At 70.9% G+C, this 22,021-nt stretch carries 19 protein-coding genes; 8 read left to right on the top strand and 11 right to left on the bottom strand.

Annotated elements, in window-relative coordinates; all coding sequences use genetic code 11:
- Positions 1–131: 131 nt before the first annotated feature.
- Both ACLL9L_RS12695 and ACLL9L_RS12690 read left to right on the top strand, forming a co-directional pair.
- Complete coding sequence (locus tag ACLL9L_RS12695; protein ID WP_411285022.1) at positions 132–1,919, top strand: hypothetical protein; 1,788 nt, start codon at positions 132–134, stop codon at positions 1,917–1,919.
- Positions 1,920–1,956: 37 nt separating this feature from the next.
- Positions 1,957–3,063: a DivIVA domain-containing protein gene (locus ACLL9L_RS12690; RefSeq protein ID WP_411285021.1), complete on the top strand. Its 1,107-nt coding sequence runs from the start codon at positions 1,957–1,959 to the stop codon at positions 3,061–3,063.
- A gap of 20 nt (positions 3,064–3,083) precedes the next feature.
- Here the strand turns inward: ACLL9L_RS12690 and prcA are convergent, their stop codons facing one another.
- The 4 genes from prcA to dop form a co-directional block, all read right to left on the bottom strand.
- Positions 3,084–3,920 carry a proteasome subunit alpha gene (gene prcA, locus ACLL9L_RS12685; RefSeq protein WP_411285020.1) on the bottom strand — a complete coding sequence of 279 codons (837 nt, stop codon included), beginning with the start codon at positions 3,918–3,920 and terminating at the stop codon, positions 3,084–3,086.
- Positions 3,917–4,744: a proteasome subunit beta gene (gene prcB, locus ACLL9L_RS12680; RefSeq protein ID WP_411285019.1), complete on the bottom strand. Its 828-nt coding sequence runs from the start codon at positions 4,742–4,744 to the stop codon at positions 3,917–3,919. The genes prcA and prcB overlap by 4 nt, the downstream gene beginning before the upstream one ends.
- Positions 4,741–4,947 (bottom strand): ubiquitin-like protein Pup, encoded by a 207-nt coding sequence (locus ACLL9L_RS12675; RefSeq protein WP_411285037.1) that lies wholly within the window; start codon positions 4,945–4,947, stop codon positions 4,741–4,743. Before ACLL9L_RS12675 ends, prcB begins: the two co-directional genes overlap by 4 nt.
- Before the next feature lie 65 nt (positions 4,948–5,012).
- A complete protein-coding gene (dop, locus tag ACLL9L_RS12670) occupies positions 5,013–6,539 on the bottom strand; it encodes a depupylase/deamidase Dop (RefSeq protein ID WP_411285018.1) in 1,527 nt (508 codons plus the stop codon).
- A 50-nt stretch (positions 6,540–6,589) separates the two neighbouring features.
- Here dop and ACLL9L_RS12665 point away from each other — a divergent pair, with 50 nt between their 5' ends.
- Genes ACLL9L_RS12665 through ACLL9L_RS12655 form a run of 3 tightly spaced genes read left to right on the top strand, consistent with a single transcriptional unit; the run spans position 6,590 to position 9,019 of the window.
- The gene (locus ACLL9L_RS12665) at positions 6,590–7,600 is read left to right on the top strand and encodes an alpha/beta hydrolase (protein WP_411285017.1); all 1,011 of its coding nucleotides are present in this window, start codon (positions 6,590–6,592) and stop codon (positions 7,598–7,600) included.
- Between the two features lie 58 nt (positions 7,601–7,658).
- A complete protein-coding gene (locus tag ACLL9L_RS12660) occupies positions 7,659–8,636 on the top strand; it encodes a ribose-phosphate diphosphokinase (RefSeq protein WP_411285016.1) in 978 nt (325 codons plus the stop codon).
- Positions 8,636–9,019: a DUF3054 domain-containing protein gene (locus tag ACLL9L_RS12655; protein ID WP_411285015.1), complete on the top strand. Its 384-nt coding sequence runs from the start codon at positions 8,636–8,638 to the stop codon at positions 9,017–9,019. The genes ACLL9L_RS12660 and ACLL9L_RS12655 overlap by 1 nt, the downstream gene beginning before the upstream one ends.
- 265 nt (positions 9,020–9,284) lie before the next feature.
- Here ACLL9L_RS12655 and arc read toward each other — a convergent pair whose 3' ends face one another.
- From arc to ACLL9L_RS12630, 5 genes are all read right to left on the bottom strand, one after another.
- Complete coding sequence (arc, locus tag ACLL9L_RS12650) at positions 9,285–11,069, bottom strand: proteasome ATPase (RefSeq protein ID WP_411285036.1); 1,785 nt, start codon at positions 11,067–11,069, stop codon at positions 9,285–9,287.
- 70 nt (positions 11,070–11,139) lie between these two features.
- Positions 11,140–12,168, bottom strand: coding sequence for a tRNA (adenine-N1)-methyltransferase (locus ACLL9L_RS12645; RefSeq protein ID WP_411285014.1), 1,029 nt, complete (start codon positions 12,166–12,168; stop codon positions 11,140–11,142).
- A gap of 56 nt (positions 12,169–12,224) precedes the next feature.
- Entirely contained in the window at positions 12,225–13,199 is a 975-nt protein-coding gene (locus tag ACLL9L_RS12640) for a hypothetical protein (RefSeq protein WP_411285013.1), read from the bottom strand.
- Between the two features lie 5 nt (positions 13,200–13,204).
- On the bottom strand, positions 13,205–13,897 hold the full coding sequence (locus ACLL9L_RS12635; protein ID WP_411285012.1) for a cytochrome b N-terminal domain-containing protein: 693 nt from the start codon (positions 13,895–13,897) through the stop codon (positions 13,205–13,207).
- Positions 13,894–14,073, bottom strand: a complete 180-nt coding sequence (locus ACLL9L_RS12630; RefSeq protein WP_411285011.1) for a hypothetical protein — start codon at positions 14,071–14,073, stop codon at positions 13,894–13,896. Before ACLL9L_RS12630 ends, ACLL9L_RS12635 begins: the two co-directional genes overlap by 4 nt.
- A 264-nt stretch (positions 14,074–14,337) precedes the next feature.
- Between ACLL9L_RS12630 and ACLL9L_RS12625 the strand changes: the two genes are divergently transcribed.
- Both ACLL9L_RS12625 and ACLL9L_RS12620 read left to right on the top strand, forming a co-directional pair.
- Positions 14,338–15,294 (top strand): ABC transporter ATP-binding protein, encoded by a 957-nt coding sequence (locus ACLL9L_RS12625; RefSeq protein WP_411285010.1) that lies wholly within the window; start codon positions 14,338–14,340, stop codon positions 15,292–15,294.
- Positions 15,291–16,235, top strand: a complete 945-nt coding sequence (locus ACLL9L_RS12620; protein WP_411285009.1) for an ABC transporter permease subunit — start codon at positions 15,291–15,293, stop codon at positions 16,233–16,235. The genes ACLL9L_RS12625 and ACLL9L_RS12620 overlap by 4 nt, the downstream gene beginning before the upstream one ends.
- Here the strand turns inward: ACLL9L_RS12620 and ACLL9L_RS12615 are convergent.
- Together ACLL9L_RS12615 and ACLL9L_RS12610 are read right to left on the bottom strand one after the other, a co-directional pair.
- On the bottom strand, positions 16,213–16,701 hold the full coding sequence (locus ACLL9L_RS12615) for a single-stranded DNA-binding protein (RefSeq protein WP_411285008.1): 489 nt from the start codon (positions 16,699–16,701) through the stop codon (positions 16,213–16,215). The two genes, ACLL9L_RS12620 and ACLL9L_RS12615, sit on opposite strands and share 23 nt — an antisense overlap.
- 184 nt (positions 16,702–16,885) lie before the next feature.
- The gene (locus ACLL9L_RS12610; RefSeq protein ID WP_411285007.1) at positions 16,886–18,100 is read right to left on the bottom strand and encodes a site-2 protease family protein; all 1,215 of its coding nucleotides are present in this window, start codon (positions 18,098–18,100) and stop codon (positions 16,886–16,888) included.
- A 100-nt stretch (positions 18,101–18,200) separates the two neighbouring features.
- On the opposite strand from ACLL9L_RS12610, the gene metH reads away from it, so the two are divergent.
- On the top strand, positions 18,201–21,995 hold the full coding sequence (gene metH, locus ACLL9L_RS12605) for a methionine synthase (protein ID WP_411285006.1): 3,795 nt from the start codon (positions 18,201–18,203) through the stop codon (positions 21,993–21,995).
- Positions 21,996–22,021 lie beyond the last annotated feature (26 nt).

Genomic DNA, 22,021 nt, shown 5'->3' with positions numbered 1-22,021 from the left:
GTGTGGTGATGGTTTGACCAACCGGACGGCCCGTGCCACCGCCCGTCTGGAAGATCATGCAGCCGCACCCCGCGAACGAGCCGTTGCCGTTGCCCGCGCAGCGCGACCGAGGGCATGGGATCATTGCGCCCATGTACGAGCCGTTCGTCCCCCGCGAGCCGGCCCCCTACGCGTGGGCCGGGGCAACGGACGACACCTCCGACCCGTGGGGTGAGGAGGAGCCTGACGCACGGCTCGACGAGACCGACAGCCCTGACACCGCTACCCCTGACACCGTGGTGACGGAAGCGGTCGGTCCGCCGTCGACCTTCGGCCCGCGGATGTCCTTCGGTGACGTGACCGCTCAGACTCTTGCCATCCTCACGAGCGCGCAGACGCACGCAGACACTCTCCGGGCCCAGATGCAGGCGCAGGCCGAGACGACCGCGGCCGAGTGCGCCCGGCTGCGGCTCGAGGCCGACGCGCTGCGCGAGGAGGCAGCCGCGCTGCACGCCGACGCCGTCGCCGCCCTCGACCAGGCGAAGAGCCGGCTCGCGGAGGCCCAGGAGGACGCGGACCGGCTGCACGCCGATGCGGCCGAGCAGTCGGCGCTGGTCACGGCCGCCGCCGCCCGCACGAGCGAGGCAGCGATCTCGCAGGCCCGCGAGGAGGCGGCCCAGCTGCTGTCCTGCGCCGACGACGAGCGTCGGCAGCTGGTCGAGGCGGCCCGCTCCGACGACGAGACGGCCAGGGCGGCCTTGGTCGAGCACCAACGGGCGCAGGTCGCCGCACTCGAGGAGCGCATCCAGGCGGCTGACGCCGAGCGCGAGCTGCTGACCTCGCAGACCGGGGCCCACGTCTCGACACTGCGTGAGCAGGCCGAGGCGGAGGTGGCACGCCTGCGCGAGGAGGCCCGGTCCGAGGCGCAGGGGTGGCGCGACGACGCCCGGGTCACCCTCGACGCCCACCAACGACAGGCCGACCAGGTCCTGAGCGACGCGCAGCAGCGCGTGGCCGAGCTGACCGCCGTCGCCAAGGCTGAGGCCGACGAGACCCTGGCCGCGGCGGACGGCCACATGGAGTGGGCCCGGGCCACGATGCAGGAGATGCTCGACGGCACCCGCGAGGAAGTGGCCCGTCAGGGCGCCGTCAGCCACCACGAGCGGCTCGAGACCACCCGCGAGCACCGCACCAGGGTGCAGGAGGTGCTCGCCCAGGCGGCTCACAAGGCCGAGACCACCGTCGCCGAGGCCCTCGCCGAGGCCGAGCGCCTGCGGTCACAGGCCCAGGCCGTGCTGGAGTCGGCCCGTGCCGACGCCCAGCGCACCTCGGACCGGGCCCAGCAGGACTCGGCCCGAGCCGTCGCCGACGCCGAGCTCAACGCCCAGGCGGCCGTCGAACGGGCCGAACGTCGCCTCACCGAGGCCGAGCACGGAGCCCGGCTCATCCGGGAGCGCACCGGGGCCGAGGTGGAGAAGCTGCAGCGGGACTCCCACGAGCAGCGCCGCGCGACCCGCGCCGAGCTGGTGGCGACCATCACGTCGGCGCGGACCGAGGCGGACGAGCTGCGGGCCCAGGCCCGCAAGATCCTCGAGGACGCACGCCACGAGGCCACCATGCTGGCCTCACAGCGCGACGACATCGCCAGCCAGCTGGGGCACCTCTCCGGGGTCATCGAGGCACTCGCGGTGACCGAGCGGCCGGACGGCACGATGGAAGGGCTCGAAGCCGAGCTCGCTGCGTCGCGTGCGGCGGCGGTCGACCTTGCTGCCGTCGAGCCCGGCGTGATCGAGCCGGAGGTGGTCGAGCCGGACGCGGTCGACCCCCACCCCGCAGCGCGTGCCGAGCTGGCCGAGCCTGCCGAGCCCGAGTTCTACTGGGGTTCCTACGAGGACGCCCCCGTCGCCCCAGCCCTCCAGCCCACCGACCCGACCCACTGATGCGCAGGCTCGACCCTGCAGAAACGATGGCACCCCGATGACCGAGAAAGCTCCCCCGTTCCGCTCCGTGATGCGCGGCTACGACCCGGCCCAGGTCGACTCTCACCTGGGCCAGCTCTTCGCGGCGCTGGAGGAGGCCAGACGTGAGGCAGCTGACCGCACCGTCGAGCTCAGCAAGACCCAGACGGCTCACGCCGACCTCAACGCCGAGCTGGACGGCCTGCGTCGGCACGCCCAGACGCTCGAGGCGGCACAGCGCTCCGCCGGCCAGCCCAGCTATCAGAACCTCGGCGAGCGGATCGGCAAGATCCTCGAGCTCGCTGACGCCGAAGCCGCTGACCTGCGGGCGATGGCCGCTGCTGACGCGGACAACCACCGCGCCTCGGCGATGGCGGCCGTCGAGTCCCTCCGGGCGGAGACGACGCGCTACACGGAGGAGGTCCGCAGCAAGGCCGAGGCCGATGCGGCCAGTCTGCTGGAATACGCCAACCGCCGCGCGGACGAGATCATCGATGATGCCGAGCGGGGTGCTCAGACTCGGCGCGGGGAGGCGGAGGCACTCTACGAGAGCCAGCGGGCCAAGGTCTCGGCCGCTGCCGCCGACTTCGAGACCACGCTGGCCGAGCGCCGAGACAAGGCGGCGGCCGAGTTCTCGGCGCAGCTCGCGATGCACGACCAGCACCTGACCGAGGCCAAGGGGCGGGTGGAGACGCTCACGTCGGAGTCGGAGCAGGCGCACTCCCAGGCGCGCACCCAGGCCGACTCGCTGCTCGAGTCGGCTCGGGCCGAGGCGACCCAGCTCGTCAAGGCTGCCCGTGACCAGGCCGAGCGGGTCCGCACCGAGTCGGAGCGGGAGCTCGCGGCAGCCACCACCCGTCGGGACAGCATCAACAGCCAGCTGGCCAACGTGCGCCAGATGCTGGCCACTCTCGGCGGGGCCGCCCTGGCCTCGCAGGCCGCCCCCGCCGCACCGGTCGCCGCTGCTGTCCCAGCCTCCGAGGCCCAGCCGCAGGTCGAGCCCGAGCTCCAGCCGGAGCCCGCTTCGACCGGTGCACCGGTCGAGGTCGAGCAGACCACCTCGATGGATCAGACCACCTCGATCGAGCAGTCCGACGAGCTGGGGCAGCCGGCTGCAGCTCGCTGACCGGCCCCACCCAGGTGGAGTCAGACCCGGCCGTCGTCCTCGCGTCCCTGCGGGTTCGACGGCTGGTCTGTGCCGGGGGTCTCGGGTGACGGACCGCCCTCCCCGGTGAGAAGGCCGTGGTGCCCGGGAGGGCCGTCGACGGACGGGGCGTCGTGCACCGGGCTGTCACTGTTGAGCAGGTCGTTCAGCAGCTGACCGCCGAGGCGACGGAACGTGCGACGAGGGCGCTCACGGTCGAGCACGGCCACCTCGAGCTGGTCGGCGGGCAGGGTGCGGGCCGGACCTCCGGCCGGGTCGAGCGCCAGCGCGTCGACGGCCAGCGACAGCGCACCCCCGAGGGTCAGGCCCTTGGTCCAGCGGTCCTTGAGCAGCTGCTCGGACTGGGCGATGGTGCCACCCATGACGACGAACCCGTGCTGGTCGGCGACCGACCCGTCGTAGGTGAGGCGGTACATCTGGTCGTGGTCCTCGTCCTTGCCCACCTCGGCGACGACGATCTCGATCTCGTAGGGCTTCGGCTCCTGGGTGAAGACCGTGCCGAGGGTCTGGGCGTACGCGTTGGCCAGACCACGAGCACTCACGTCCGAGCGGTCGTAGGAGTAGCCGCGCAGGTCCGCGTAGCGGATGCCGGCCACCCGGAGGTTCTCGAACTCGTAGTACATGCCCACGGCGGCGAAGGCGATCCGGTCGTAGATCTCGGAGATCTTGCGCAGGCTCTGAGGGTTCTCCGCGACGAAGGCGATCCCCTTGTCGTAGGCCAGCACCACGACCGAGCGGCCGCGCGAGATGCCCTTGCGGGCATAGTCGGCCTTGTCCTTCATCAGCTGCTCGGGTGAGACGTAGAACGGCATGCTCATCGCGCACCTCCCGGGTTGTCACGGCGGTCGGTCACGATCTGCTGCGCCACCTGACCCAGGGTCCCGTCGTCGAGGAACCGGGCTCCGTCGACGTCGACCACGGCCAGGGTCGGCCAGATTCGCCGCCCGAGGTCGGGGCCTCCGGTCGCCGAGTCGTCGTCGGCAGCGTCGTAGAGCGCCTCGATGGCGATGCGCACGGCGTCGGCCTGGGCCATACCCGGGCGCCACAGCTTCTTGAGGGCGCCGCGAGCGAAGAGCGAGCCGGATCCGACGCTGTGGTGGTCGTGCTCGCGGTAGCAGCCGCCGGTGACGTCGTAGGAGTAGATGCGGCCCGCCCGGTCGCGGTCGTCGTAGCCCGCAAAGAGCGGCACCACCGCCAGCCCCTGCATCGCCATCGCGAGGTTGCCCCTGATCATCGTGGCCAGACGGTTGGCCTTGCCCTCGACGGACATCAGGGTGCCCTCGATCTTCTCGTAGTGCTCGAGCTCGACCTGGTAGAGCTTGACCAGCTCGATGGCGAGCCCGGCCGTGCCGGCGATGCCGACGACGGAGTACTCGTCGGCGGCGAAGACCTTCTCCATGTCGCGGTTGGCGATGAGGTTGCCCATCGTCGCGCGGCGGTCACCGGCCATCAGCACCCCGCCGGCGAACTCCACCGACACGATGGTCGTGCCGTGCGGAGCGTCGATGGACGCACCGACCGGAAGCGGGCGCCCACCGGGCAGCAGCTGCGGCGACATCCGGCCGACGAACTCGGTGAAGGACGACGACCCCGGCGTCGTGAAGGCGTGGTGCAGGCGGCCCGAGGTCAGTCCGTCGCTCACTGGCCGCCCTTCTGCACGAAGCCCTTCACGAACTCCTCGGCGTTGGACTCGAGCACCCCGTCGATCTCGTCGAGCAGGCTGTCGATGTCGTCGTCGAGTGCCTCCTTGCGGGCGGAGACCTCGGGCGAGGCGGCGGTGGGCTCCGGGCCGTCGTCGGTCCCGTCCTCGCGCCGCTGTGGCCGGCTCTGCTCCTGGCTGGGCATGGCGTCCTCCGTCACGTCTCGGCTCCCCCCGCCGAACGGCGGGAGGTCGTCGTCCTGCTCCGACCCTAACCGGCGGCGGCGTCCAACTCACGCAACAACGTGGTCACGTCCGGGGAGCGGTCCATGATCTCTCCCACGTGGGCCTTGGTCCCGCGCAAGGGCTCCAGCATGGGCACCCGTTGCAGGGCATGACGACCGGGCACGTCGAAGATGACGGAGTCCCACGAGGCGGCGGCGATCTGGGGGGCGAACTTCTCGAGGCACTTGCCGCGGAACCAGGCTCGGGTGTCCTCCGGTGGCTCGGTCACCGCTCGGGCCACGGCAGCCGCGTCGACCAGGGTGGTCACCCGCCCCCGCTCCCGGAGCCGGTGGAACAGCCCCTTCTCGGGGCGCACGTCGCTCCACTGGATGTCGATGGCCCGCAGCCGCGGATCCGTCCACGCCAGCCCGTCGCGGTCCCGGTAGCTCTCGAGCAGGTTGAGCTTGGCCACCCAGTCGAGCTCTGCCCCGCAGGACGACGGGTCGGTCTCGAGCTTGGTCAGGACCTGCTCCCACAGCGTCATGACCTCCTCGGTGTCGGGATCCTCGAGCGGGTCGTGGCCTCGGTCGCGCAGGTAGGACTGGGCCGCCCCGAAGTACTCCCAGAGGACCTGCACCGCCGTCAGCGTGCGGCCGTCACGCAGGGTCGCGGTCGCGCGCAGGGTGGGGTCGTGGGAGATCGCGTGCAGGGTCGCGACCGGCTTGACCATCGTGAGGTCGAGCCCGACGCAGCCGTCCTCGACCATGGCCAGCACGAGCGAGGTCATCCCTGTCTTCAGGACGTTGGCGACGTCGCAGTGGTTGGCGTCGCCGATGATCACGTGCAGCCGCCGATAGAGCTCGGCCACGGCGTGGGGCTCGTCGCGCGTGTTGATGATGGGCCGCTTGAGCGTCGTCTCGAGCCCCACCTCGACCTCGAAGAAGTCGGCCCGCTGGCTCAGCTGGAAGCCGGCCGTGCGGGAGTCCTGGCCGATGCCGACCCGGCCCGACCCGCAGACCGCCTGCCGCGCGACGAAGAAGGGGATCAGGTGCTTGACCACCTCGGCGAACGGGGTCTCGCGACGCATGAGGTAGTTCTCGTGGGTGCCGTAGGACGCGCCCTTGCCGTCGGTGTTGTTCTTGTAGAGGTTGACCGCCGCCAGCCCCGGGGTCGCCGCGAGGCGTCGTACGGACTCGAGCATGACCATCTCGCCGGCGCGGTCCCACGTGACGATCCCGCGGGGGGTGGTGACCTCGGGCGAGGAGTACTCCGGGTGCGCGTGGTCGACATAGAGCCGTGCGCCGTTGGTGAGCACCACGTTGGCGAGCGTCGGGTCCTCGATGTCCGTCAGCTGGCTCGGGTCGGCCTCCCCGCGCCCCATCTCGAAGCCGCGGGCGTCGCGCAGCGGGGCCTCGTCGGCGTAGTCCCAGCCGGCCCGCCCGGAGCGCACGCCGTGCGAGCTGGCGTAGGCGTTGACGACCTGCCCCGACGCGATCATCGCGTTGGCTGTCGGGTCTCCCGCCACCGAGATGCCGTACTCCGTCTCGATCCCCATCACTCGACGCACCGTCATGCGCGTCACCCTACGTGCGGTGGGCGCAGCCCGTTGGAGAGGATGGGCGCATGTCATCGTCGACCAGCCACCTCAGCGGCCTCCCCTGGCGCACCCGCCTCTTCGCCGCCCTCTACGACCGCACCGGAGCGCTCGACGTCGACGGCATGGACCTCGACCAGATCCGGGCCGCCCGGGGCCGGGTGGCCCCGATGGTGCCGCCGGCCACCTGGGTGACCGGGGCGATGCCCAAGGGGGTGCGGGTCACGTCCTCGCAGCTGGCCGCCCGAGACGGGCAGAGCATCCCGCTGCGGGTCTACCGTCCGGGTCACGGCGCCGGTCCGCTGCCCGTCATCGTCTTCTTCCACGGAGGCGGCTGGGTGCTGGGCAACGTGCGCGGGTACGACGCACTCTGTGGCTTCCTCGCCGACTCCGTCGAGGCCCTCGTCGTCAGCGTCGACTACCGCATGGCGCCGGAGTTCGTCGCGCCGCAGGCCGCCTACGACTGCGTCGACGCCGTGCGCTGGACCGCGTCGGGGGTCGCCGCCCTCGGCGGTGATCCCAGCCGGATCGCCGTCAGCGGCGACTCCGCCGGGGGCAACCTCGCGGCCATCGTCTGCCAGGTCGTGCGTGACGAGGGCGGCCCCGCCATCTCGCACCAGGCGCTGCTCTACCCCGGCGTCGACGGCACCCAGAGCTTCCCCTCGATGCTGGAGAACGCCCAGGCCCCCATCCTCACCAAGCGCCAGGTCGACTCCTTCCTCGCGACCTACACCGCCACGAGCGAGCTGCCACTCGACCACCCGCTGATCTCCCCCCTGTGGGCCGAGGACCTCACCGGCCTGCCCCCTGCCCTGGTGCAGACGGCTCAGCTCGACCCGCTGCGCGACGAGGGCATCGCGTATGCCGCGGCGCTGACCGCGGCGGGGGTCCCGGTGCGGGCCACCACCTATGTCGGGGCGCCGCACGGGTTCCACAGCTTCCCCGGGGCGACGCTCGTGGGGCCTCAGGCCCGCTCCGAGCTCGCCGCCGAGCTCCGGGCCTGCCTCCTGGTGGGAGACCGGGCGACCACCGGGCACTGACCGGGCCCCGAACCGCGATATCCTGCAGGAACTTGCCGCGCCCCACGGAAGGTGGACCGTGCACGAGGTCGTCGTCTTCTCCGGAAACGCCCACCCGGCCCTCGCAGACCGGATCTGCGAGCACCTGGGGGTGACCCGGTCCCCGGTCGACATCAAGCGCTTCAGCAACGACTGCCTGCAGGCGCAGCTGCTCGAGAACTGTCGCCAGCAGGACGTCTACATCGTGCAGCCCCTGGTGCCGCCTACGCAGGAGCACCTCATGGAGCTCCTGCTGATGATCGACGCCGCCCGCGGTGCGTCGGCGGCCCAGATCACCGTCGTGATGCCGCACTACGCCTACGCTCGATCCGACAAGAAGGACGCCCCCCGCATCTCGATCGGTGGTCGGCTGGTGGCCGACCTGCTCGTGACCGCTGGCGTCGACCGGGTGCTCACGATGGCGCTGCACGCACCTCAGGTGCACGGCTTCTTCTCGGTGCCGGTCGACCACCTCACGGCCATCGGCGTGCTCGCCGACCACTACCGGGGCGCCGACCTCAGCGACACGGTCGTCGTCTCCCCCGACCTCGGCAACGCCAAGACGGCAACGCAGTTCGCTCGCCTGCTGGGGCTCCCGGTCGCTGCCGGCAGCAAGCAGCGGCTGGCCGACGACAAGGTCGTGATCGACGCGATCGTCGGTGACGTCTCGGGCAAGCGGGCCATCGTGCTCGACGACGAGATCGCCACCGGCGGCTCGATCATCGAGCTGCTCGAGCGACTCAAGGACGAGGGGTGCACCGAGGCGTCGGTCGCCTGCACCCACGGCCTGTTCGCCGGCAAGGCGGTGGAGCGACTGCGAGACCACCCGATGATCACCGAGGTCGTGACGACCGACACCGTGCCTCCACCGACCGGCTGGCCTCAGCTGCGCATCCGCTCCACGGCCGAGCTCTTCGCCGAGGCCATCCAGCGCATCCACCTGGGCAAGTCGGTCTCGTCGCTCTTCGAGGGCGTCGACCCCACCCACGCCCCACCCCAGCCGAGGTTGCCCTTCTGATGTCCATGGTCTCCACCGGCCGCAGCGTCACCCCCGTCGCGGCTGCCGCCCTCGACGCGGTGATCGTCCTCGTCTTCGCCGCCGTCGGCCGGGCCAGCCACGACGAGGGCAGTGCGGCGGTGGGGGTGCTGGTCGTCGCGTGGCCCTTCCTCGTCGGCGCTGCGGCGGGATGGGCGCTCTGGCGCTGGCGCTCGGGTCGGTGGCCGGTCGACGTGCGGCCGGGGCTGGTGGTCTGGGCGGGGACCCTCGTCGGGGGCATGCTCCTGCGCGTCGTGACCGGGGCGGGCACCGCCTTCTCGTTCGTGGTCGTCGCCGCGCTCTTCCTCGCGCTGGGCCTCCTGGGCTGGCGGGCGCTGCTCCCGCGGGTGCTTCCCCGGCGCTGAGCAACGCCCGCCCCGCACCCGGTTTCCAGCCGACCGGTCAGCAGCCTCGTGCCCGACCCGGTCTCGGTCAAGCGGTCGTCGGCCGTCGGGTAGCCCTGCACCCGGCCCGTGCCGACGGACCAGGTGCTGAAGCTGCTGAAGCCGGCGACGACGTCAGGGTCGCTGCGGATCTGGGACCCGGGCCCTCCCCTGTCGTTCCTCTTCATCCCCCGTTCCAGCAGAACGGGCGTGGTCCCCCGCGACCTCCTCCACCGGCCGCGCAGCGTCAGAGGTACTGACCGGTGTTGGCGACGTTGGCGATCGAGCGTCCGGGCTCGGTGCCGTCCTTGGTGTTGATGAGGGTGCGGATGTAGACGATGCGCTCACCCTTCTTGCCGGAGATCCGGGCCCAGTCGTCGGGGTTGGTCGTGTTCGGCAGGTCCTCGTTCTCCTTGAACTCGTCGACGCACGAGGCGAGGAGGTGCTCGACCCGGATGCCCTTCTGGCCGATGGTGAGGAAGTCCTTGATCGCCATCTTCTTGGCCCGGTCGACGATGTTCTGGATCATCGCGCCCGAGTTGAAGTCCTTGAAGTAGAGGATCTCCTTGTCGCCGCCGGCATAGGTCACCTCGAGGAAGCGGTTCTCGTCGATCTCGGAGTACATCCTCTCGACGGTGGCCTGGATCATCCCCTCGAGCGTCGCCTCCCGGTTGCCGCTGTTCTCGGCCAGGTCGTGCTCGTGCAGCGGCAGGCTGGGCACGAGGTACTTCGTGAAGATGTCCCGGGCGCTCTCGGCGTCGGGACGCTCGATCTTGATCTTCACGTCGAGGCGCCCCGGGCGCAGGATCGCGGGGTCGATCATGTCCTCGCGGTTCGAGGCGCCGATGACGATGACGTTCTCGAGGCGCTCCACCCCGTCGATCTCCGACAGCAGCTGCGGCACGATCGTCGTCTCGACGTCGCTGGACACCCCCGAGCCGCGGGTGCGGAACAGCGAGTCCATCTCGTCGAAGAAGACGACGACCGGCGTTCCGTCAGAGGCCTTCTCGCGCGCGCGCTGGAAGATCAGCCGGATGTGCCGCTCGGTCTCCCCGACGTACTTGTTCAGCAGCTCGGGGCCCTTGATGTTGAGGAAGTAGCTCTTCTCCGTCGACTTCCCGGTGCGCTCGGCCACCTTCTTGGCCAGCGACGCCGCGACGGCCTTCGCGATGAGCGTCTTCCCGCACCCCGGGGGGCCGTAGAGCAGGACGCCCTTCGGCGGCCTGAGCTGGTGCTCCTTGAACAGGTCCGGGTGCAGGTAGGGCAGCTCGACCGCGTCCCGGATCTGCTCGATCTGACGGGCGAGGCCACCGATGTCCTCGTAGGCGATGTCGGGCACCTCCTCGAGCACGAGGTCCTGGACCTCGGCCTTGGGGATGCGCTCGTAGACGAACCCGGACCGCGGGTCGAGCAGCAGCGCGTCACCGACCCGGATCGGCTCGCCCGTGAGGGACTCGGCACGACGGCACACCCGCTCCTCGTCGGCGTGGGCCACGACAAGGATGCGGTCGTCGTCGAGCAGCTCCTTGACCATCACCACCTCGCCGACCCGCTCGTAGCCGCACGTGGCCACGACGTTGAGGGCCTCGTTGAGCATGACCTCCCGGCCGGCGCTGAGCGTGGCGGGGTCGACGTTGGGGCTCACCGCAACGCGCATCTTGCGACCCGAGGTGAGGATGTCGACCGTCGCGTCGTCGTAGGACTCGACAATGAGGCCGTAGGCGCTCGGCGGCTGGGCCAGCCGGTCGACCTCGGACTTGAGCGTGATGATCTGCTCGCGCGCCTCCTTGAGGGTGCGCACGAGGCGTTCGTTCTGGTTCGACAGCGTGTTCAGCGACGTCTGCAGCTGCAGGACGCGGTTCTCGAGGTCGCGTGAGCGAGAGGGGCTCTCCCGCACCCGGTCGCGCAGCTCCGAGACCTCCCGGCTGAGCAGGTCGCGCTGACGGGTCAGCTCCACGGCGTCGTCGTTCCCACGGGGATCGCTCGCAGACGCGTTCCCGGGCTCGTTCTCGGGCTCGTTCTCAGGGGGCATGTGCTCGGACATCGGCACCTCCAGACGACGCGGGGTCAGCGATCCACTCGACCCTAACCCGGTTCGCTCGTCACTCGTCGGAGGTTTCGGTCACACTCCGGCGAACGCGTCGGATCTTCTTCTCGGAAACGGGCCGCTCCCCCAGCTCCTCCGGGCTCCACTGCGCGTGCCCGGCGTCGTCGCCAGAGGGTATGCCGGGGTGCTCGCCATCGTCGGGCACCCCCTTCGCGGGGCGTCGGGTCCGCTTGGGCGGGGCCACTCCGGGCGCGAGCCGTCGGGTCGTGATGAGGAACCCGGTGTGGCCGTGCATCCGGTGCTGCGGCCGGACGGCGAGGCCCTCGAGATGCCAGCCGCGCACGAGCGACTCCCAGGCCGACGGCTCGGTCCAGCCGCCGTGGTCGCGCATCGCCTCGGCGACCCGGGACAGCTGGGTGGCGGTGGCGACATAACAGATGAGCACGCCGCCGGGCAGCATCGCCTCCCCCACCGCGTCGAGGCACTCCCAGGGGGCGAGCATGTCCAGGACGACCCGGTCCACGCTGCCGTCCTCGACGGCGGTCGGCAGGGATTCGACGAGGTCACCGACCTCGATCCGCCAGGCCGGGTGCTCCCGGCCGAAGAAGACGCGGGCGTTGCCGCGGGCGATGTCCGCGAAGTCCTCGCGTCGCTCGAAGGAGATCAGCTCGCCGTGCTCGCCGATGGCCCGGAGCAGGGACATGCTCAGGGCGCCGGATCCGACGCCGGCCTCGACGACGCGGGCCCCGGGGAAGATGTCGGCCATCGTGACGATCTGGCCGGCGTCCTTGGGGTAGACGACCGCGGCGCCCCGCGGCATCGACATCACGTAGTCGGCCAGCAGGGGCCGAAGCACGAGGTACTCGATGCCCGAGCTGTTTGCCACGACCGACCCGTCGGGGCGGCCGATGACGTCGTCGTGCGCGAGGCGGCCGTGGTGGGTGTGGAACTCGCGGCCCACCTCGAGGGTGATCGTGTGCAGGCGACCCTTGTTGTCCGTCAGCTGGACCCGGTCGCCCACCGCGAACGGGCCGCGCCGGGCGGTCACGGTGGGGGTCTCGGGGCTCTCCTGCGGCGCGGTCACGAGGAGAGAGTCTAGGGGCGGGCCCACCCCGGTCCGGGTGGGGCCGCCCTTCGCCGTCAGGTCCGGGGGTGGTCCCGGTAGTAGTCCCTCCACACCAGCCGGTGGACGGGGACGAGCCGGGGCAGCGAGCGCAGGCCCGGGATGAACGGGACGAGCAGCAGCGCGAGGCTGAGCAGCATCATCAGGGCCCACACCTGGGCGTCGGCGTTGTCCGACGTGGAGAACGGGGGCACCTGGTACCAGAAGGTGTAGAGCCACATCCACGGCTGTCCGGGGTAGTTGCCCGTCTCGTTCATCATCCCCCACTGGTCGCCGCCGAGGCTGAGGGCGCGGGCCTGGTCCTCGAGGTAGGCGCCGTCGGAGAGCAGGAGCAGTGACCGCGTCTGGTCACCCCCGTAGAAGGTCCCCGACGAGGTCAGGCTCCCCTCGAGGCCACCTCCCCGGGCCAGGCCGAGGAAGGAGGTCGCGATCATCGGCACCGGGCCGTAGTCGCCGGGTGTGACCTGCGTGGGGTCGCCGTCTGGAGCCGTCTTGAGTCCGTCGCCGTATGCCGTGGCCCAGGCGGTCTGCTGCTCCGCGGGGGCGCCCCGCCAGGCCGCGAGAGCCGAGGTCAGCGTGGGGTCGCCGGCCACCCCACCGAGCGGACCGAGGACGAGGTCCTGGGCGGAGTCGAGGGACAGCCGGGGGCCGGCCCACTTCTGCAGGGACAGCGGGCCGAGCACCTGTCCGTCGGCGGCGGTGTTGTAGGGCGGGCCGTAGCCCGCGCTCGTGGTGGTCCCCGCCAGCTCGCCCGTGGCGGTCGCCACGACGTCGTTGGGGGCCGCAGCGGCCCACCCGCTGAGGGTGATGGCCTGCTCGTCCGGTGAGGAGAACGCCACCGCGAGCCCGGTCGTGAGCAGCGCCACGGCGAGCAGCGCGATGACGAACTCCTTGACGAGGTCGTAGGGGCGGGTGGGAAAACTGTGGGAGTCGGGCGTCGGTGGTTGGCCGTGACGGCGGACGGTCCGGCGGGAGGTGGTGGACGCGCTCATGGTGCTCACGCCCTTTCGGCGTCGAGGGGCGGGACGACGCCGTGGCGCCGGACGAGGATGACGTGCAGGACGACGAGGACGCCGATCACGGCCGGGAGCAGGACCACGTGCCACAGGAGCATCTGTCCCGGGTTGAGGACGTTGAACCAGGCCCCGATGCCGACGGAGTTGAGGCCGTCCTTGGCCTCGACGCTGATCCACTGCGAGTCGAAGTTCGACTGGGAGAGATAGCCGGTGAAGGCGGTCCCGATCGAGCCGAGGAACGCCACGACCCCGGTGACCCAGGTCATCGCGCGACCCCCGCGCCAGGCCGCCATCCAGAACTTGCCCCAGAGATGGATCACCATGAAGGCGAAGAAGAGCTCGACGCTCCAGAGGTGCAGCGAGTTGACGAAGTGCCCGAGGCCCGAGGTGTGCCACCACGCCGCGCCACCAACGGCGAGGACGCCGCCGGTCGCGATGACGACCGCGAGCGCGGCCATGGTGAGCACTCCGAAGACGTAGATCCACGAGGAGACGTAGACCGGCTGGCGGTCCGGGAGGGCCTCACCCTCGGGGACGACGTGCACGAGCCGGGTGCGCAGGGACTCGGTCCAACTGCCCGACGAGACCTCCGGTGCCTGGAACGCGGCACGTCCGCCGGAGGCTGGTGGGACTCCCCCGGAGACGCGCCCGGCCGGAGGGTTGAGGGCGCTCATCTCGGGTCTCCCCGACCGGTGCGGTGGTGGCCCGGGAACGGGACCACGAGGGCGAGCACGAAGAGGGCCAGCATGGCGCCGATGACGGCGATGTTGGCGACCGACACGTGGAGGAAACCCCAGTCCACGAACGTGCCAGCGCCGCTGTCGTCACCCATGATCAGTTTCACAAACATCTGAGCTCCTGGAGTTCCGCGTCGGCGCGAGGTGGCGCCCACGTCTGTGACACACCTCGAACGTACGTTGACCGCCCGCACCCCAGCAGGGTCGAAGGTCCTCCCTCGCGGGGGTGGCTGAGCAGACAGGACTGCGGCGTCATGCCGGGGTGTCGGAGGTCGGTCGACCGCAACCGCGCCGCTAGCGTCGGGTGGGACGCAGGGAACGCGTCGGGCTGTTGCGGTCCGACGACATCCACGCGTCCGACCGATGGGGGTGCGGGGATGAGCACGAAAGCCGAGCGGGGGGACCTCGCCATCGCGACGCGGGGCTTGCGCAAGACGTACCGCACCCGTCGGGGTCGCCAGGTGGCGGTCCAGGGACTCGACCTCGAGGTGCCGGCCGGCGGCGTGCACGGGTTCCTCGGACCCAACGGCTCCGGCAAGACGACATCGATCCGGATGCTGCTGGGGCTGATCCGCGCCGACGCCGGGACGATGCGGATCTTCGACCACGAAGTGCCCCGGCGGCTGCCCGAGATCATCGGACGCGTCGGCGCGATCGTGGAGTCCCCAAGGTTCTTCCCGTCCTTCACCGGGCGCACCAACCTCGCCCTGCTCGCCGACGCCATCGGAGCACCGCCGACGACCGTCGACCGGGTGCTGGAGCAGACCGGCCTCGGCGAGCGCGGGAGGGACCGGTTCTCGAGCTACTCACTGGGGATGAAGCAGCGTCTGGCAATCGCGGCCACGTTGCTGAAGTCCCCCGACCTGCTGATCTTCGACGAGCCCACCAACGGCCTCGATCCCGCAGGCATCCACGAGATCCGCACGACGATGCGTGCCCTCGGCGCCGAGGGGCGCACGGTGCTGGTGAGCAGCCACATCCTCGGCGAGGTCGAGCACGTCGCCGACACCGTCTCGATCATCGGCCGCGGACGGCTGCTCGCGTCCGGCTCGGTGCAGGACGTCATCGGTCGGGGCACCGTGAGCGGCCTGCGGGTGGGCGTGTCCGACCCGGCTGGCGCGACCCGAGTCCTGGTCGACTCCGGGTTCAGCGTCACGCCCGACGGGCACCTCTTGCGCGTCGACGGAGTGACCGACGGGGCTGAGATCACCCACCGGCTGGCGGCGAACGACCTCTGGGTCAACGAGCTGGTTCCAGTGCGGGCCGACCTCGAGTCGGTCTTCCTCGAGCTGACCGCCCACAAGGGTCTGGGCTCCGGCGGGGAGGAGACATGATCCTGCTCGTCCGGGTCGAGCTGCGGCGCTTCTTCGCCCGCCGGCTGACGCGGATTGCCGGCGCCGGTGTCCTCGCGGTCATGGCCATCGCGCTCTTCGCCGCCCAGCAGAAGGCGAGGGATTCCACACCGGAGCGGATCCAGGAACGCGTCGGGCTGCAGCTCCAACAGTGCCGCGACGCCCAGGCCGAGACCCGCCGGAGCGACCCGACCGCCAACTTCCACTGCGACGAGATGGCCGCCTCCATGCAGGGAGCCCCCGTCGCGTTCGTCGGCCTCACCACGGACCTGCTCTCGGGCCTGGCGGTCGTCATGGCCGTGATCGGGTTCCTCGTCGGCGCCGGCTTCGTCGCCGCCGAGTTCACCACCGGCAACCTCGCCACGTGGTTGACCTTCGAACCGCGCCGGACCCGGGTCTATGCGAGCAAGCTCATCGCGGCCGGCCTCGGCTCGATCCCGGTCACGGCGCCGGGCGTCCTGACCCTCGCTGTGGGCATCTACTGGCTCACCACCTCCTATGGCGTGGCAGGTGCGGTGTCCGGGGCTCAGGTGGTCGACCTCGCGTGGCTCGTCGTGCGGGTCGTCGTCGTCTCGGCTGCCGCCGCGGTTGGCGGCGCCGTGCTCGGCGGACTGCTGCGCAACACGGCGGCCGCCCTCGGCGTTCTGCTCGGCTACGCGGTCCTGGTCGAGGTGTTCTTCGCGCTCATCTCGAGCCTCGTGCCGGATCCGAGACCGTGGGTGGTCCAGCCCAACTTCCAGGCCTGGGTCGGTCATGACCTCACCTACCTGGTCGACTCATGCACGAACACCGATCAGGGACTGTCGTGCCAGAACGTGGAGCGGATCCTCACCTTCGGCCATGCCAGCATCTATCTCAGCGTCCTCGTCACCGTCTTTGTCGCCCTGGGTGCCTGGGTGTTCACCCGACGCGACGTGTCCTGACCCCCATCCCACCCACCCCACCCGGCGGCCCGCCCACCTTGCGCAGCAGCGACGCCTCGACCTCGTAGCGGCTCTGGGTGCTCGCCCCGGCCCGGTAGAAGCGCCGCCGCAGCGCGCCGTGCACCTCGACGACCTGACCCGGTTGCAGCCCGGCGGCGGCCCGCCGCACGACCGCTGTCCAGCAGGTCACGTCGATGGTGTCGACCTGCTGCCGGGCGGGTGCGCCGCCCGGCGTGGACGCCTTCGTGGTCGCCGCCGTGGTGGCTGCTCCCCGAGGCCCCGGCCCGGATCTGCCCCGTCGGACCGGTCTCGACACGATCACCCGCAGCAGGACCAGCTTGTCGCCGCTGGGCAGCTCACGGTGCTCCGGTTCGGCACTGACCCGGCCCACGAGGCGCACCGAGTTGACGGGCCCGGCCTCGTCGTCGGCCGATAATGATGATGATGACGATCCCCTCGGTTGCACGCGTCCTCCTGTCTGGGGTGACCTCGATGACTGTCCCGATCAAAGCCGAGCGGACCAGCGGAGCGCGAGGAGCCGACGCCAGCCTGTGGACGATGGGACGACAGTCGGACAGCCTGTGGATGAGCGCCGGAGTCGGCCCCGGGCCGTGGGCCGTGCGCCGGACCCAGTTCGGTCGAGGTCCCGGTCAGCCGAACGCGTCGTTGAGGTCGTCCACCGACACCGTGCCGAGGACGTCGCCGGCGGCGTTGACCACCAGGACGAGACGCAGGGCCTCGCCCCCCACGGCCTGCTGTCGGGCGACGATCGCCGAGATGACGCCTGACACGTCGTCGCCGGACTCCGCGGCGACGACCCAGCCGTCGGGCTGACGCGCGGCGACTGCCGAGACCGGCACGTCGGCCCGCCGCGACGGATCCACCCCGTGCAGCGTCGCGACGTCGACGATCCCGGTTGCCCGGCCCGACGGATCGAGGGCCACGACTGTCGGGGTCGCCGCCCGGACGCCCACCCCCGCGTCGGCTCCTCGCCCGGAGCCGTCCGTGAGCCCGCCTGACGAGCTCAGCCCGCCGAGGACCTGCTCGGCGGAGTCCGTCGCCGCGACCAGGACCACCGGACGCAGCACCTGGGCGAGTGACACCCGCTCGATGACGCGCCGGCTCGTGCCTGCCCGGATGGCGTTCGTCGCCCCGGCCCACAGGAACGCGCCGATGAGCCCGCTCCAGACGATGGTGAAGAGCGACGGCGGGTCTCCCTGCAGCAGGGGCCACCCGACCAGCCAAAGGATGACCGCCACGGTTACCACGCGACCGAGCCAGCCGGCCACGATGAGTCCCCGGTTGCGGTCTCCGGTGGCCTTCCAGACCAGGGCGTCGACGATGAACCCGCCGTCGAGCGGGAGGCCCGGCAGCAGGTTGAAGGCCCCGACGAAGGCGTTCGTCAGCATGACGGCGCCCAGCAACAGCCCCACGACCCCCCCATCGACGACCTGCACCAGGAGATAGGCAACGCCCGCGAGGGCCAGGTTGGCCAGGGGTCCGGCCACGGCGATCGCCGCGCTCGCGCCCGGCCGGGACTGCGAGCTGTCGTAGACCGTGTGCCCGCCCCACAGATCAGCGACCACCCGGTCGACCCGGTAGCCGAAGCGCCGGGCCAGCACGGCGTGGGCGCCTTCGTGGGCGAGCACCGAGACGAGCAGGAGCAGCGCATAGGCCAGCGCCACGGCATACCCGAAGGTGCCGCCCGTCGAGAGGGTGGCCGGGTGGCGCACCTGCGGGCCGAAGGTCACGACGATGATCAGCGCGATGATGGGCCAGCTGCGGCCCAGATAGACCGGTATGCCGTGCACGCTCGCGATGCGCCAGCCGTGCGCCGACGTCGGGGTGGGGCTGCCGGCGGACATGACGCGACCCTATGTCATCGTCCCTGCGGTCCCACCGTGCGTCGCCTGTGGGGACCGGGCCATACTTGGATGTCGCACCCGGCCCGACCCCAAGGATTCTGTGCCCCACTCCCCAGCCCTGCAGCCCGACGCCACCGACGCCCTGTCGGCCCTCCTTCGCGAGCGCATCCTCATCCTCGACGGCGCCATGGGCACGATGATCCAGCGGCACGAGCTCGGCGAGGCCGACTACCGCGGCGGGCGTTTCGCCGACTGGGACAGCGACCTGAAGGGCAACAACGACCTGCTCAGCCTCACCCAGCCGGAGATCATCAGCGGCATCCACCGCGAGTACCTCAAGGCCGGCGCCGACCTCGTCGAGACCAACACCTTCAACGCGCAGCGGATCTCCCTGGCCGACTACGGGATGCAGGACCTCGGCTACGAGATGAACCTCGCCGCGGCCCGGCTGGCGCGGGTCGAGTGCGACGCCATGACCGCCCGGACCCCCGACCGGCCGCGCTACGTCGCCGGGGCCCTCGGGCCGACCAACCGGACCGCGTCGATCTCCCCCGACGTCAACGACCCCGGCAAGCGCAACGTCACCTATGACGAGCTCGTCGAGGCCTACCTGGAGCAGGCCCGCGGCCTGGTCGACGGCGGGTCGGACCTGCTCATCATCGAGACCGTCTTCGACACCCTCAACGCCAAGGCCGCGATCTTCGCCTGCGAGACCCTCTTCGAGGAGCACGGCCGCCGCTGGCCGGTGATCATCTCCGGCACCATCACCGACGCCTCGGGGCGCACCCTGTCAGGGCAGGTGACCGAGGCGTTCTTCACCTCCATCAGCCACGCCCGACCGCTGGCCGTCGGCCTGAACTGTGCCCTGGGGGCGGCCGAGATCCGGCCCTACCTCGCCGAGCTGTCGCGGATCGCCGGCTGCTACGTCTCCTGCTATCCCAACGCCGGCCTGCCCAACGCGTTCGGCGAGTACGACGAGTCGCCCGAGCAGATGTCCGCGGTCATCGAGGAGTTCGCCGCCAGCGGCCTGGTCAACCTCCTCGGGGGCTGCTGCGGCACGACTCCCGAGCACATCTCGGCGATCGCGAAGTCGGCCGAGGGCAAGAGCCCCCGCGTGCCGGCTGTCGTCCCGCCAGCGCTGCGCCTCTCGGGCCTCGAGCCGCTGACCGTCACCGCCGAGTCGCTCTTCGTCAACATCGGCGAGCGCACCAACATCACCGGGTCGGCCCGCTTCCGCAAGCTGATCAAGGAAGAGGACTACCCCACCGCGCTCAACGTCGCCCGCCAGCAGGTCGAGGCCGGTGCCCAGGTCATCGACATCAACATGGACGAGGGGATGATCGACGGTGTCGCCGCGATGGACCGCTTCGTCAAGCTCATCGCCAGCGAGCCGGACATCTCCCGGGTGCCGCTGATGATCGACTCCTCCAAGTGGGAGGTGATCGAGGCCGGCCTCAAGTGCGTGCAGGGCAAGCCGATCGTCAACTCGATCTCGATGAAGGAGGGCGTCGAGCCGTTCATCGCGAACGCCCGCCTCTGCCGCAAGTACGGCGCCGCGATCGTCGTCATGGCCTTCGACGAGCAGGGCCAGGCCGACAACCTCGAGCGGCGCCAGGAGATCTGCCGGCGCGCCTACGACATCCTCGTCGACGAGGTGGGCTTCGCGCCCGAGGACATCATCTTCGACCCGAACGTCTTCGCCGTCGCGACCGGTATCGAGGAGCACGCGGCATACGGGCTCGACTTCATCGAGGCGACCCGCTGGATCAAGGCCAACCTGCCCCACGCCCTGGTCTCCGGCGGGGTCTCCAACGTCTCGTTCTCGTTCCGTGGCAACAACGCCGTGCGCGAGGCGATCCACGCGGTGTTCCTCTACCACGCGATCGCGGCCGGCATGGACATGGGCATCGTCAACGCCGGCGCGCTCGTCATCTACGACCAGGTCGACCCCGACCTTCGCGAGCGGATCGAGGACGTCATCCTCAACCGCCGTCCCGACTCCGCCGACCGGCTGCTCGAAGTGGCCGACCGCTTCAACACCGGCGACACCAAGCAGGAGGCGATCGCCGAGGAGTGGCGCTCACTGCCCGTGGGCGAGCGGATCACCTACGCCCTCGTCAAGGGCATCGACCTGCACGCCGAGAGCGACACCGAGGAGCTGCGCCAGGAGATCTCGGCGCGCGGCGGCCGGCCGATCGAGGTCATCGAGGGCCCGCTCATGGACGGGATGAACGTCGTCGGTGACCTCTTCGGCCAGGGCAAGATGTTCCTCCCCCAGGTGGTCAAGAGCGCCCGGGTCATGAAGAAGGCGGTCGCCTACCTCATCCCCTTCATCGAGGCCGAGAAGAAGCCCGGCGACGTCCAGAAGGCCAAGGGCAAGATCGTCATGGCGACGGTCAAGGGCGACGTCCACGACATCGGCAAGAACATCGTCGGCGTGGTGCTGCAGTGCAACAACTACGACGTCGTCGACCTCGGCGTCATGGTGCCGGCCCAGAAGATCCTCGACGCCGCCCGGGAGGAGCAGGCCGACATCATCGGCCTGTCGGGGCTGATCACGCCCTCGCTCGACGAGATGGTCAACTTCGCCGCCGAGATGGAGCGTCAGGGCTTCGAGATCCCGCTGATCATCGGCGGCGCGACCACGTCCAAGGCGCACACGGCCGTCAAGGTCACCCCGAAGTACCACGGCCCCATCGTCTGGGTGAAGGACGCCTCCCGGTCGGTCCCCGTCGCCGCCGCGCTGCTGTCGGACGAGCTGCGGCCGGCGCTGCTCGCGGACACCCTGGCCGACTACGACTCCGTCCGGGCCCGGCACGCCGCCAAGCTCAGCGAGCGGCCGCTGCTCGGCCTCGAGCTGGCCCGCGACAACCGCACACCGATCGACTGGAGCTCCTACCGGCCGCCGCGCCCCCGGCTGCTGACCCAGCAGGCCAAGGACGTGTGCCAGGGCCCGAGCTGCGACCACCGGCACGGCGTCGCGACCCAGTTCGTCAAGACCTTCCACGACTACCCCCTCGAGGAGCTGCGTCGCTACATCGACTGGACGCCGTTCTTCGGCGCGTGGGAGATGAAGGGGCGCTACCCCGACATCCTCAACAACCCCGCCTCCGGTGAGACCGCCCGCAAGCTGTGGGACGACGCCCAGCAGCTGCTGGACCGGGCCATCGAGGGCCAGTGGATGCAGGCCAAGGGCGTGGTGGGGCTGTTCCCCGCGAACGCCGACGGCGACGACATCGAGGTGTATGCCGACGAGTCCCGGTCCGAGGTCATCACCACCCTGCGCAACCTGCGCCAGCAGGGCGCCCACCGCGCCGGCATCCCCAACCGGTCGATGGGCGACTTCGTCGCGCCCCGGGACAGCGGTCAGCACGACTACGTCGGCGGCTTCGCGGTGACGGCCGGCCTCGGGATCGGCGAGAAGATCAGCGAGTTCAAGGCCGACAACGACGACTACAGCGCGATCCTGCTCGAGTCGCTCGCCGACCGCCTGGCCGAGGCCTTCGCCGAGCGCATGCACGAGCGGGTCCGCAAGGAGTTCTGGGCCTACGCGCCGGACGAGAGCCTCGACAGCGCCGCCCTCATCGAGGAGCGATACTCCGGCATCCGCCCCGCCCCGGGATACCCCGCCTGTCCCGACCACACCGAGAAGCAGGCCCTCTGGTCGCTGCTCGACGTGACCGACCGGACCGGGATCGAGCTGACCGAGAGCATGGCCATGTGGCCCGGCGCCGCGGTCAGCGGGTTCTACTTCTCGCACCCCCAGTCGCAGTACTTCGTCGTCGGCCGGGTCGGCCGCGACCAGGTGCAGGACTACGCCGGGCGCAAGGGCTGGAGCCTCGCCGAGGCCGAGCGCTGGCTTGGCCCGAACCTCGCCTACCAGCCCGAGGACTGACCCAGCCCCTTGCGTCCGGCACGTCG

It is taken from the genome of Lapillicoccus sp. (assembly GCF_046595215.1).
In the GTDB taxonomy this organism is placed as follows: Bacteria; Actinomycetota; Actinomycetes; order Actinomycetales; family Dermatophilaceae; genus Lapillicoccus.
The sequence above is the reverse complement of the archived record's forward strand: the minus strand, read 5'-3'. Positions and strand labels throughout refer to the sequence as shown.

Coding starts and splice junctions, on each gene's coding strand:
- ACLL9L_RS12695 (WP_411285022.1), top strand. CDS start 132: ATGTACGAGCCGTTCGTCCCCCGCGAGCCGGCCCCCTACGCGTGGGCC.
- ACLL9L_RS12690 (WP_411285021.1), top strand. CDS start 1,957: ATGACCGAGAAAGCTCCCCCGTTCCGCTCCGTGATGCGCGGCTACGAC.
- prcA (WP_411285020.1), bottom strand. CDS start 3,920: ATGAGCATGCCGTTCTACGTCTCACCCGAGCAGCTGATGAAGGACAAG.
- ACLL9L_RS12675 (WP_411285037.1), bottom strand. CDS start 4,947: ATGCCCAGCCAGGAGCAGAGCCGGCCACAGCGGCGCGAGGACGGGACC.
- dop (WP_411285018.1), bottom strand. CDS start 6,539: ATGACGGTGCGTCGAGTGATGGGGATCGAGACGGAGTACGGCATCTCG.
- ACLL9L_RS12665 (WP_411285017.1), top strand. CDS start 6,590: ATGTCATCGTCGACCAGCCACCTCAGCGGCCTCCCCTGGCGCACCCGC.
- ACLL9L_RS12655 (WP_411285015.1), top strand. CDS start 8,636: ATGTCCATGGTCTCCACCGGCCGCAGCGTCACCCCCGTCGCGGCTGCC.
- arc (WP_411285036.1), bottom strand. CDS start 11,069: ATGCCCCCTGAGAACGAGCCCGAGAACGAGCCCGGGAACGCGTCTGCG.
- ACLL9L_RS12640 (WP_411285013.1), bottom strand. CDS start 13,199: ATGAGCGCGTCCACCACCTCCCGCCGGACCGTCCGCCGTCACGGCCAA.
- ACLL9L_RS12635 (WP_411285012.1), bottom strand. CDS start 13,897: ATGAGCGCCCTCAACCCTCCGGCCGGGCGCGTCTCCGGGGGAGTCCCA.
- ACLL9L_RS12630 (WP_411285011.1), bottom strand. CDS start 14,073: ATGTTTGTGAAACTGATCATGGGTGACGACAGCGGCGCTGGCACGTTC.
- ACLL9L_RS12625 (WP_411285010.1), top strand. CDS start 14,338: ATGAGCACGAAAGCCGAGCGGGGGGACCTCGCCATCGCGACGCGGGGC.
- ACLL9L_RS12620 (WP_411285009.1), top strand. CDS start 15,291: ATGATCCTGCTCGTCCGGGTCGAGCTGCGGCGCTTCTTCGCCCGCCGG.
- ACLL9L_RS12610 (WP_411285007.1), bottom strand. CDS start 18,100: ATGTCCGCCGGCAGCCCCACCCCGACGTCGGCGCACGGCTGGCGCATC.